Genomic DNA, 11766 nt, shown 5'->3' on the forward strand with positions numbered 1-11766 from the left:
ATTTTAGCGATAAAATAACAAAATAAGGTGGTACAGTGCAGAAGCACCCTTAGTTCACACAGAATGTGGACGGAGGGTGCTTTTTAGTTTACATAGCGTATCAAACATATAAAGGTGGTGGTTTCCGTGGAAGATCAGATTAGTCATATTAGTCAGAACCAAATGAATTTTCAATTATTTAGCAATCATACACATATTACGGAGGTCTTCAATCATGGAACAGGTCAAAGATTTAAATCCAAAACCGTTATCAGTTAAACAATATTTAGTCGTCAGCTCAATGCTATTCGGACTCTTCTTCGGTGCTGGGAACTTGATTTTCCCAATTCATCTTGGGCAGTTAGCCGGCGCTCACTGGGGAATGGCAACGGTTGGTTTTCTAGTTACCGCGGTGCTGTTGCCAATGCTTTCAGTGCTGGCCGTTGCCGTTACCCGGTCAAAGGGTGTCTATGACATTGGCCGTCCTCTGGGTCCAGCATTCGCACTGGCGTTTATGGTTATGATTCACGCTACCATCGGGCCATTATTCGGGACACCAAGAACGGCCACGATTCCATTTTCAGTTGGCGTCCAACCGCTACTTCCTGCAAGCTGGACACACGTTGGTCTACTGGTTTTCTCAGTGCTGTTCTTTGGGACCGCATTCCTTGTTTCGTACAAGGAATCGAACATCATGACCAGTGTTGGTAAGGTTTTGAACCCAGTATTTCTGCTAATGCTTTTCGCAGTCTTCGCCATGGGTTTTGCTCATCCAATGGGCAGTGTTGGTAAAATGGCTGCTACTACAGCATACCAGCACGCATCATTCTTCAATGGGTTCTTACAAGGTTACAACACAATGGACGCACTAGCTGGCTTAGCCTTTGGGGTTACAGTTGTTACCGCTGTTAATCAACTTGGTAAAACGACGCCCAAGAGCAATGCTAAAGTCACTGCCCGTGCAGGCGTTCTTGCCACAAGCATGATCGGTGTGATCTACGTTGGTTTAATCTTATTAGGCGCAACGACATTAGGTAAGTACAAAGTTTCTGCAGATGGCGGGGTTGCCTTCAACCAGTTAGTCACTTACTACATGGGTACTTTGGGTCACGCATTGCTGGCCACGTTGCTGACAGTGACCTGCTTAACCACTGCTATCGGTTTGGTTGCAGCCTTTGCACAAGATTTCCACAAGCACTTCAGTCGTGTGAGCTACCGTCAATGGCTAGGTTTCATGTGTGCGGCATCGTTTTTGACAGCTAACTTCGGCTTGGATACCATCATCGCATGGTCAACGCCAATGCTGATGTTCCTCTACCCATTTGCCATGGTACTGATCTTGTTGTCAGTCTTCTCACCACTATTCCATCGTGACGGTGTCGTTTACGCATTCGTCGTTGCCTTCACCGCTGTACCAGCCTTCTTCGACATGGTAGATGCTTTCCCAGCCGTTGTTAGCCAGAGTGGTTTTGGTAAAGCCGTTGCGACGTTCCAGCAAAGCGTTTTGCCTTTCGCAAATCTTGGCATGGACTGGGTCGTTCCAGCTGTAGTTGGTTTGGCACTCGGATTGGGTGTACACGTATTACGTCCAGTATTTGCTGCACGTCGTAGTGTTGCATCACAAGAAGTTCACAATCACTAATTCACATTTATTGTTATGTTCAGAGGGAGTTGGCGTTAGCTGACTCCTTTTTGTGTTCTGTAGAAAGGTTGAGAAATGATATCAATTTGGGGTTAAGCGTATAATTAAAGTAAAGGCAGAGAAAATAAAGGTGGGTGGATGAATGATGCATCAAGAATCACTTTTTTCAAACCAGTCGCAAAATGACCCACTTGCCAGCAGGGTGCGCCCCAAAGATTTAGACCAATTCGTTGGCCAACAACACCTTCTTGGCAAGGGGAAAATTTTACGGGAAATTATCGAATCCGATCAAGTCTCCTCCATGATTTTTTGGGGACCACCGGGTGTTGGCAAAACGACCTTAGCTGAAATTATTGCTCACAAGACAAACTCCAGCTTCTTAAGTTTCAGTGCCGTTGATAGCAGTATCAGTAAAATTAAGAAAATTATGAAACAGGCCGAATTAGACCGGGAGATTGGTCAGCGTACGACTGTATTTGTCGATGAAATACACCGGTTCAATAAGGCTCAGCAGGACGCGTTCTTGCCCTATGTGGAACGGGGCAGCATCATTTTAATTGGTGCCACCACTGAAAATCCGTCCTTTGAAATTAATTCCGCCCTGCTCTCTCGCTGTAAGGTTTTCGTGCTGCATGAGTTGAAGCAAGATGATATTATCACGTTACTCAATAATGCTCTCAGCAATCCCGCTGGTTACGGTAAAGAATCGATCAAGATTACCGCGGATGAGATTCAAGCGATTGCTAATTTTGCCGATGGTGATGCCCGAACCGCTCTCAATACTTTGGAGATGGCAATACTGAACGGCGATAAGCAGGAAGATGGCACCACTGTCACCATGGATGATCTCAGTCAGTTGATCACCCGGAAGTTCTCGCTTTATGACAAGAATGGCGAAGAGCACTACAACATTATTTCAGCATTACACAAATCCATGCGTAATAGTGACGTGGATGCCGCTATTTACTGGCTGTCACGGATGCTGGAAGGCGGCGAAGATCCACTGTACATCGCCAGACGGTTGGTGCGCTTTGCCAGTGAGGATGTGGGTCTAGCAGATACGAACGCACTGAACGTAGCAATCAACGTTTTTCAGGCTTGCCAATTTCTTGGGATGCCAGAGTGTGACGTTCATTTGGTAGAGGCAGTGACTTACCTATCATTAGCCCCCAAATCCAACGCGATTTATAAAGCACGGTTGGCTGCGGCCAAGGATGTGAAACAAACTGCCAATGATCCAGTACCATTGCAGATCCGGAATGCGCCAACCAAGTTGATGAAGGACTTGGGGTATGGCGAGGGCTATGAATTAGCGCAAAATTACAAAGATAAACTGACTACTATGAAGACCATGCCACCTTCCGTGGATGGTCATGAGTATTATCTGCCAACGAGCCAAGGCCATGAAGACCGGTTTAAGGAACGGCTTGCGCAGATCAAGGCTTGGCATAAGGAACATGATACGGAGAGTGAGTGACGAAACTCGGTAGATTCCAGAATGTAACGCAAATAATGCCGGTTCCGGTGAAATCCCCGGAGCTGGCATTATTTGCGTTACATGGCCGGAATCTGAGTTTGGGAGCGCGATTGGACTATATTGGATTATTGAACGAAAGGCTAATTTATAAGTAATATTACGGATATGAGTGTATGAAAATACTTGCCAGTATAAACTCAAGGGATAGCACCTTTTTCATTAACAAACGAAGTCAGAAACTAAGAGTAATCAACAATAGTTGTGTATAATAAGGTTACTAATTAAATGGGGGGAGTCGACCATGCCACTATTAGCCATTATTATTGATATCATTACCGCTGCCGCCTATTTTTTCCAGATTAGAGCAGGCTCACTACCAATTTACTCGTTGGGGATTATCATTCAGGCTGTTGCAACGTTGATGTTGATTGTTTGGACCTTTACGTATCATCGCAAAAAATACCGTAATCCAATAATATTTGGGTTCTTCACAGCAACGATTTCTTACGGAATCATTTTGATTTCTGCAGCTGTTAATGCGCTGGTACTGGTGTTATATGTGATGAATATCATGGGAATCAATAACGTTATTTTCCGGTAAAAATTGAATAATTTCTTATCTCACAAAGAAGATACTTATGAATGCAATAATGTTTTTTGATCCGATAAAAGCGGATTATTTACCGTTTATCGTTATTTTTAAAGATTGAGTGCTGATAATAACATATTTTCTAATAGATCCGATAATATAACGTTTAAAATTTATTTTAAGAGTGGTGTTATAATTAAAATGTAAGCGCTTTATATAGTTGAAGCGCTTGGTATTTGTGAAATCCCTCTGGAAAGAACTTAAACCATGAGATAAACGCGCGTAGGCAACTCAACGCTCTATCTGAACTTACTTTCATACCAACAACTTGTATGCACGTTTTCAACTACAACTTTTGGTTTGGGGCTCTTTTACAGAGAGATTTTAGTGTGCAAATTAATGCTAAAACATTTAAAAATTAATATTGAACAATGTTTCGGTTCCACGTTTTAATCTGGGGACTGAATTTTTTTATTCCCAGGCTTTAGTATGATATTATAGTTATAAAGAAAGTCCAATTTGGAGGGTAGCTATCTATGTGGCGCAAATATATCGGCGAAGTTTTGTCTGATCTTTTAATCATATTCGTCTTACTCGTTGTTCTCACTATCGGCAAAGGCGCCTACGATTTAATCACTAGCGGGCAACTTCACTTTTGGAGATACACCACATCACTGATTTATGAATTATTTGGTTCAGCTATATTTTTTGGCATCATGGAATTGGTGTCTATGCTGTGGAACCACCGTAAAAGCAAATAGGTAACTGTTAACAGTAAAAAACGTCCCAGTTGATATGACCGGGACGTTTTTGCACAAACCATTATAGATTAAATGGTTGTTTGAACTAAACTTGAACAATAATTGTGATCGACAAAACAGATTTAGTTGCCTGGAAATTCATGCCAGTTTACTGATACTTCACGCTCAGGCCGTCATCACGTTTGAGTAGCAGGTTGAAGGCAACCGCCCAAATAATGGCGCCGATTGCTGGTAGCATCGATTCATGGCTGAAGAACAAACTCACAAAAATCGCGATAAAGAAGACAACCGTCAGTGGGTTGGTCCATTTATATTCGGGCATCTTGAAGCCGTTCTTCTGGAAATCAGCGGAACGGCGATACTTGTAATGCGCCACCATGGTTAAAATGCAGACCAGAATATAGATATCGCTGGAGACTGACGCAATGAAGGTAAATGCCGTACTCAACGCGTTAAATGAGCTGATGATGGGGGCAAACAACATGCAGGCTGCTGAGAAGAGGACGGCATAGATTGGAATCCCGTTGGTGGATACTTTAGTGAATGCCTTCATCTGTTTCGAGTGTGATTCTAATGCCAGTTGATACAAGTGACGACCGGTTGAGAAAATGGAGCTGTTCAATGTCGACATGGCAGCGGCGATAACCACCACGTTGATCACCTGAGAAGCGGCTGGCAAGCCAGCTAGCGTAAAGATTTGTACGAATGGACTTTGAGAAGGATCCAGTGATCGCCAAGGCGTAATGGCCATGATGACCACCAGTGAACCGATATAAAATAGCAGAATTCTGAAAATAATTTGGTTGACTGCTTTCGGCAAAACGTGTTTTGGATCTTTGGTTTCAGCAGTGGTAATTCCAACGAATTCCATTCCTTGAAAGGCGAAGAAGACCATTGGAAAGGCCATGATGAACTGGTGGAAGCCGTTTGGAAACATCGTGAAGTTGTTAGTTAAATTACCCCAAGAAGCGCGGGTGCCGGCAGGGTTTTGGTGCTGAGTGAAGACCAAATAGATACCCACCAATATCAATACAATGATTGCGAGAATTTTAATTCCTGATAAGAACGTTTCGGAGTGGCCAAATGAGCTGACCATGGCAATGTTGACGCCAGTCAAAACGACCCAAAATCCAAGTTGCACCCATGCGGCAGAAATGTGGGGGAACCAAAATTTGACGTAGGTCGACAATGCGATTAATTCGGCGTTGGCCACCAAAATTAATTCTAGCCAATAACTCCATTCGGAGAACTTACCCAATCTTGGACCAACGTATTTCCGGATAAACGAGACGAAAGTGTGCTGGTCCGGGTCGGAGTACATCATTTCACCAATTGCCCGCATCATCAAAAAGAAGAAGCCACCGATGATTAAATAAACTAATAGAATCGAAGGGCCGGTTCTGTGAATCGTACTCCCAGCACCCAGAAAGAGCCCGGTTCCAATGGAGCCACCAAACGCAATCATTTGAACTGCGACGTTGGACAGGCCACGACGCGTCCCATCCTTGTTGATTTGAATTTTCTCTGGTTTCAACATATGTTACCTCCTTAGCCACTGATTAATCACTACTGTTTATTCTTTAAATAACTTGGTAAGTGGTACCTGTTCAAGTACCCCAACACAAAATGTTGGCGGCATCACCCTGAATTGTTTTTAAATTGAATTTCAACATGTAATCGCCCACTTTCTAAGCAAAAAGTCGTCCCCGCACAGAATGTTCTGTACAGGGACGACTTTTCATCGTGTTACCACCCATCGTTCGTAGTGTTGTCACCACCGCTACCTCTAAGGCACATACATGCCCGGAATTTTATCGTGTTTCCCACGTATCGCAAGCTTTCACTTTTGATAATTGCTCAGAGCTCATCTTCAAAAGACGTTTTGGCCCATCCTTTCACCAACGATGGTCGCTGTTCAACCTTACTGATCTTTCTACTCTTCTCTTCATTGCAGTTCGTATTAAGTTATGATAGATAATAGCACACATTATTAGAAAATTAAACAGTTTTCACAGAATTTTTTAATGTTAGTGTTAAAAGAAAAAGATGCCAATAGTCGTAACCAGTGCGATAACTGTCCACCAGTACTCGGCCAGGAAGTCCCAAAAATTCATCCCACCACGGCGACGTTCGTATTCACCAGTTGTTGGATTGTAGACGAAAACTGACGAGTCAATGTGATCACCAGTTGCTGGTTTGGTTCCAAGCACCAAAGTGTCTAAACTAACGTGCAAGATTTCAGCTAGCTTGACTAGTGTTTTCAGATCCGGTGTGCCATCGCCGTTTTCCCATTTTGAGACTGCCTGGCGAGAGACGAAAAGTTGAGATGCCAGGTTGTCTTGTGACAAATGCAATTCCGAGCGTAATGCTTTAAGCTGTTCTGCAAATTTCATGATGAAATCTCCTCTCTGTTCTTTCAGGATTGATTATGCTCGCAAACCTAGCAGAAGGCACGCAAACAAAGTGATAAATTCCGCCCGAATCAACTAATATTTGCGCAACTGTGAGTTGCAAAGAAAGCACAAACCCTTAATACATAGGAGTTGCGGTGGTTGCAACCAAAAAACTCGCGCTTCTCTGTCGTTTTGGCAAATAAGCGCGAGTTGGTTGTTAGTCATGTAATGTTTCTGGTTCCTTCAGAATCAAATGTCCAAGTAGTGCGATGACCAAAAAGACGACTGCCACCAAGCAAACACCATTCCACTTGGCGATGCTCCAAGCCCGGGTAGCGGATAACGTTCCTAACGAACCACCGAGGAAGTAGCTGAACATGAAGATGGAATTGTTGCGACTGCTTTCCTTACGGTTGAGTGACTGGACGATGGCTTGGTTGGACACTTGACTGAATTGAGTACCCAGATCCAGAAGAATGATGCCGATGATTAGGCCAATCATCCAATGGCCAATCAGCCAGAACAACAGGAAGGCTAAACCAGAGAAAAAGACCGATAGTCCAATTGTCAGGCGGGGTGAACGGTGATCTACCAAGTTCCCAATATAGGGAGCAGCTAAGACTCCCGCAATCCCTAATAGACCCAACAATCCAGCAACGTTACTACCTAGATGATATTGATCAGCCAAGTAGAACGCGATGGTTGACCACATGACGTTAGAAACCGCGAACATGGTAAAACCATTGAGCGAAGAACCGCGCAGTCGTCGCTGAGTAGTGAATAGGCGGGGCAATGATTTAATGACGTTAGCGTAACTTAAATTTTGATGACCACGAGGATCCCGTGGCATTGCTTGATGAACGATCAGAAGCAGGATAAGATCCATGACTGCAGCAATCAAGTAAATGTATTGCCAGTTAATGACGCTACCAAGCAGGCCACTGAAAGACCGTGACAATAATATCCCGGTCAAAAGACCACTTAAGACGGTTCCCAGTACTTTTCCCCGTTGCATTGCGGGGGCAAGAAAGCCAGCGTATGGGATAATAATTTGAGGTGCCACTGAGGTGATACCAATGAGAGTGGTCGCAATCGCAAAAATCATTGCATTGGGTGACATGAACGCAATTAACAGAGAAATAATCGATAAGACCATCATGAATTGAATCAAGTGGTAACGATCAAAAATATCACCAAGTGGAACGATTAATAACAGACCAACAGCGTAGCCCATTTGTGTGAGCATTGCCAGCACACCGACAATGGCTTTAGAAAGGTGAAAATCATTAGCGATTAACCCCTCGATGGGTTGGATAAAGTTCAGATTAGCGACGATAATACCGGTGGTAATCGCCATGAGTAAGACGGTTTTGCGTGAAATTGATTGTGGTTCTTTCATCATATAAAGAGGCTTCTTTCAAATAGAGTAGAGTGCGAAAGCGGGCGTTAAGGGACTGGAGCCTGAGGGTGGGCTGACAAAAATCCCGATTCTGGATTTTAGTCAGTTCACCCTCAGGTGCAAGTCTCTGCCCGCTTGAGCACGTTTCGGCTAGATAGCAGGTGGACTGACAAAAATCCCGGCTTTGGATTTTAGTTAGTCCGTTCTTAGGTGCAAGTCTCTGCCTGCTGCAGCACGTTTAAGCTAGGTACAATATTCTATTCACAGTAAAAAGGGACTCTCCGTCCTCACAATCAACCAATGGAAAATCTGGTATGTCATCATTAACTTCCTCAATTCTCTCATTTCTTATATGCCGAACACGAATAGCAGGTTAGCTATGTTTCATGTGAAACAATCTCTTTACCTGCTTTTAATTAGTGTTCAATTATCAATTATACGACAACTAGCAATTATTTTGAAAATTGAAAAATCCGGTACCATCACTGGCACCGGATTATTTTTCGTATATCGGTTATTAAATCGGCCACTCGCGGTCAGCCATTTAATTTAATCGTCATCATCATCATCGTCTTCTTCAACTAAGCCTTCCCAGGCAGTCTTGCCTAAGAGAGCTTGCAGTTGTTGAATGGCGTGGTTGTTTTGCTTTAATAGGTTGGTTAACGTAGCAGCTAGTGCTGGTCGGTCTTCCTTGTCAGCTAACTTGATTGCCCGGGTCACAAACAGATTTTCCGTGTTGTAATCATGAACGGTAATATCGATCATTTCGGAAGTGGTCAGGTACTTGTTACGGCCGTCTTCGTCTAACATCTTGTAGTTACCGTATTCTTCAGTAGTCGAAGGTGGCAGTTCGTTTTCGTCTAACAGGGCTTCAGCAACCATGTCGTAATCTTTGCGGGCTTGGTCGATGAGTTCGTCATACAGCGGGCGAACGGCGGCGGCTTCAAAGCCTTTCATGAACCATTTAGCCTGGTGAAGTTTTACATCCAAGATACGTAAGTTGGAAACGATGTGGCCAGTCATAGCACCCGCAGTGGGGGTGTGGTGATCAATATCAGCTTGCTTAACTTCAGCTTGGTACTTTTCTTCTACTAAATCTTTAACATCTGTCGTCATATCCTATTCCTCCTACTTGGCTGCTACTTCGTCTTTAACTTTGATCTTCTTAACTTCGTAACCTAACTTATCAACAACTTGGCCTAATTCTTCAGCGGAGACCTTGCTGTCATCGAAGTCGGCTTTAGCCTTGCTGGCATTGAATAAAACTTTCACCTTTTCGACACCTGGTTGATGTGCCAAAGCACTTTCAATCTTGGTCATGCATGATGGGCAGGTCAAACCATCTAATTGTAAAATCGCACGTTTGTTTGTCATAATAATGATCTCCTTTTTATTATTCTTGATTTCTTTGATTGTCTATAGTTTAGTCGCTTTGACTTGATTTGAAATTGACGTAAATCAAGTTAGCGAAGTTTTTTGAGTAGCAGCTTTTTGTGCTTGAGTTGGCATCTTGCCGTAACCAATCAAACGCATTGCGTTGAAGATAACAACTAAGATGCTTGCTTCGTGGACGAACATGCCACTGGCCATGTAAATGAAGCCGAGGATTAAACCAATCAGCAGGAAGATAACCACGCCAATGGCAATGGCGATGTTTTCCTTAGTGTTAATAACGGTCTTCTTAGAAAGTGAGTAAGCGTGAACCAATGCTTCGAAACTAGATTGCATGAGGACAACGTCGGAAGTTTCAATGGCGACGTCGGTTCCGCTACCCATTGCGATACCAATCTGAGCGGTAGCAATTGCCGGACTGTCGTTAATACCATCGCCAACGAAGGCAACGTGACGGCCCTGATCCTTGAACTTCTTAATGTAATCAACTTTTTCTTCGGGTAAGAGTTCAGCGTGAACTTCGTCAAGCCCGATTTGTTCAGCAACGTATTGGGCGGTGATTTTATTATCACCAGTCAACATAACTAAGTGCTTGGCGCCGTGATCACGCAATGCCTGCAACTGTTCTTTGATGCCCGGACGGATGGTGTCAGATACACCGAGGATTAATTTCAGCGCGCCGTCAACAGCGACCATAACTACTGAACTACCAGTGTGCTGAACGTCGGTTAAATCAGAGTGCTGTGCGTCGGTTAAAGCAACGTGATTAGCGTTCATCATCTTCAGGTTACCCACCAGAACGTGGTGACCATCAATGGTAGCGGTGAGGCCTTGGCCCTTAACCGTGTCATTTCCGGCAACGTCTAATTGTTCAAAGGAAACTTTTTCATGAGTGGCATAATCGGTAATCGCTTTGCCCAGTGGGTGATCGGATAACCGTTCAGCCCGTGCAACCAGTGCCAGTGCTTCATTCGAATCATCGGCGTAGTCTTTAACGGCTGAAACAGCAGTGTTACCAAGGGTTAGCGTCCCAGTCTTATCGAAGACAAAGGTATCAACTTTAGCGAAGTCGTCCATAACGGCACCACCTTTAAGCAGGATGCCGCGTTTTGCACCGTTACCAATACCAGCCACGTTAGAAACTGGGGCACCGATAACCAAGGCACCTGGGCAGCCAAGCACTAAGACGGTAATGGCAGTGGGGAAGTCTCTGGTGAAAATGTAGACCAGAACGGCGATGATCAAAACGGCTGGGGTGTAGTACTGTGCGAATTTATCAATGAAGGATTCGGCAGGTGATTTAGCATCCTGAGCGTCTTCAACTAATTCAATAATTTTCCCAAAAGTTGTGTCTTCACCAACTTTGGTAGCTTCAACGGTTAACGTTCCGTTACCTAAGATTGAACCGGAGTAAACGGAGTCGCCAGTGGTTTTAGCAACTGCTTTTGATTCACCGGTAATGACGGATTCATCCAGGTAGCCTGAACCGGAAACAATGTTGCCATCGACCGGAACGGAAGCACCGGTCTTCACCATGATGTGGTCGCCTTCATCAACGTCTTCGATGTCGACTTCTTCTTGGGCGCCGTCATCGTGAAGGAGAATCGCTGTTTCTGGTGCCATTTGTGTTAATGACTTGATTGACTGACGCGTCTTGGATAACGTTCGCTGTTCGAGGTAGCTCCCAAATAAGAATAGGAAGGTCACGATAGCAGATTCGTTATATTCGCCAATGATGAAAGCCCCGACAACGGCGATGCTGACCAATAGTTCAATACTGATTACCTTAACGCGTAAGGACTGGTAAGCATGAATCATGATCGGTACAGCTGCGATGATTGAGGCTAGGATGAACGCCCAGTCATAAACAATTATCGAATTTAGCAGGTACTTACCGGCAAAACCAATCGCAATCAAAATGGCACTGGCTAAGGTGATTTGATTTTGATGATTCTGGATATAACGTTGAAATTTCATATCGATCGCTCCTTTATTCGTTTGAATGTCTATAGTTTAGTGCGAAATGATCCAGGGATAATTGACACAGGTCAAGTTGGTAGAAAAAAAGGAAAAACTTGCCAAATATTCCCGATTACCCCAAAATGAACTCATACAATAATCTATTTGGGAGAAA

The 11766-nt window shown here is 44.0% G+C and carries 10 protein-coding genes and 1 other annotated feature (1 of these 11 cut by a window edge); of the genes, 4 read left to right on the forward strand and 6 right to left on the reverse strand.

Annotation, left to right across the window (positions count from 1 at the left end; translation table 11 throughout):
* Nucleotides 1-54: a binding site (T-box leader), on the forward strand (it extends 184 nt beyond the left edge of the window).
* A gap of 160 nt (nt 55-214) precedes the next feature.
* From brnQ to HC026_RS00510, 4 genes are all read left to right on the forward strand, one after another.
* Nucleotides 215-1621 carry a branched-chain amino acid transport system II carrier protein gene (brnQ, locus tag HC026_RS00495; protein WP_168924012.1) on the forward strand — a complete coding sequence of 469 codons (1407 nt, stop codon included), beginning with the start codon at nt 215-217 and terminating at the stop codon, nt 1619-1621.
* 145 nt (nt 1622-1766) lie between these two features.
* Nucleotides 1767-3098, forward strand: a complete 1332-nt coding sequence (locus HC026_RS00500) for a replication-associated recombination protein A (protein WP_168924099.1) — start codon at nt 1767-1769, stop codon at nt 3096-3098.
* A gap of 301 nt (nt 3099-3399) precedes the next feature.
* Entirely contained in the window at nt 3400-3699 is a 300-nt protein-coding gene (locus HC026_RS00505) for a hypothetical protein (protein ID WP_168924013.1), read from the forward strand.
* 524 nt (nt 3700-4223) lie between these two features.
* Nucleotides 4224-4448, forward strand: a complete 225-nt coding sequence (locus HC026_RS00510) for a hypothetical protein (RefSeq protein WP_168924014.1) — start codon at nt 4224-4226, stop codon at nt 4446-4448.
* A gap of 148 nt (nt 4449-4596) precedes the next feature.
* Here the strand turns inward: HC026_RS00510 and HC026_RS00515 are convergent, their stop codons facing one another.
* The 6 genes from HC026_RS00515 to HC026_RS00540 all read right to left on the reverse strand — a co-directional run bounded on the left by HC026_RS00515 (nt 4597) and on the right by HC026_RS00540 (nt 11609).
* Nucleotides 4597-5985 (reverse strand): amino acid permease, encoded by a 1389-nt coding sequence (locus HC026_RS00515; RefSeq protein ID WP_168924015.1) that lies wholly within the window; start codon nt 5983-5985, stop codon nt 4597-4599.
* Nucleotides 5986-6481: 496 nt separating this feature from the next.
* Nucleotides 6482-6844, reverse strand: a complete 363-nt coding sequence (locus HC026_RS00520) for a helix-turn-helix domain-containing protein (RefSeq protein ID WP_408640958.1) — start codon at nt 6842-6844, stop codon at nt 6482-6484.
* A 214-nt stretch (nt 6845-7058) separates the two neighbouring features.
* Nucleotides 7059-8240 carry an MFS transporter gene (locus tag HC026_RS00525; protein ID WP_168924100.1) on the reverse strand — a complete coding sequence of 394 codons (1182 nt, stop codon included), beginning with the start codon at nt 8238-8240 and terminating at the stop codon, nt 7059-7061.
* 549 nt (nt 8241-8789) lie between these two features.
* Nucleotides 8790-9356: a ferritin-like domain-containing protein gene (locus tag HC026_RS00530; RefSeq protein WP_168924017.1), complete on the reverse strand. Its 567-nt coding sequence runs from the start codon at nt 9354-9356 to the stop codon at nt 8790-8792.
* A 12-nt stretch (nt 9357-9368) separates the two neighbouring features.
* Nucleotides 9369-9614, reverse strand: coding sequence for a heavy-metal-associated domain-containing protein (locus HC026_RS00535; RefSeq protein ID WP_168924018.1), 246 nt, complete (start codon nt 9612-9614; stop codon nt 9369-9371).
* Nucleotides 9615-9698: 84 nt separating this feature from the next.
* The gene (locus tag HC026_RS00540) at nt 9699-11609 is read right to left on the reverse strand and encodes a heavy metal translocating P-type ATPase (protein ID WP_168924019.1); all 1911 of its coding nucleotides are present in this window, start codon (nt 11607-11609) and stop codon (nt 9699-9701) included.
* Nucleotides 11610-11766: the final 157 nt, after the last annotated feature.

The sequence above is a fragment of the Secundilactobacillus angelensis genome (assembly GCF_012641075.1).
In the GTDB taxonomy this organism is placed as follows: domain Bacteria; phylum Bacillota; class Bacilli; order Lactobacillales; family Lactobacillaceae; genus Secundilactobacillus; species Secundilactobacillus angelensis.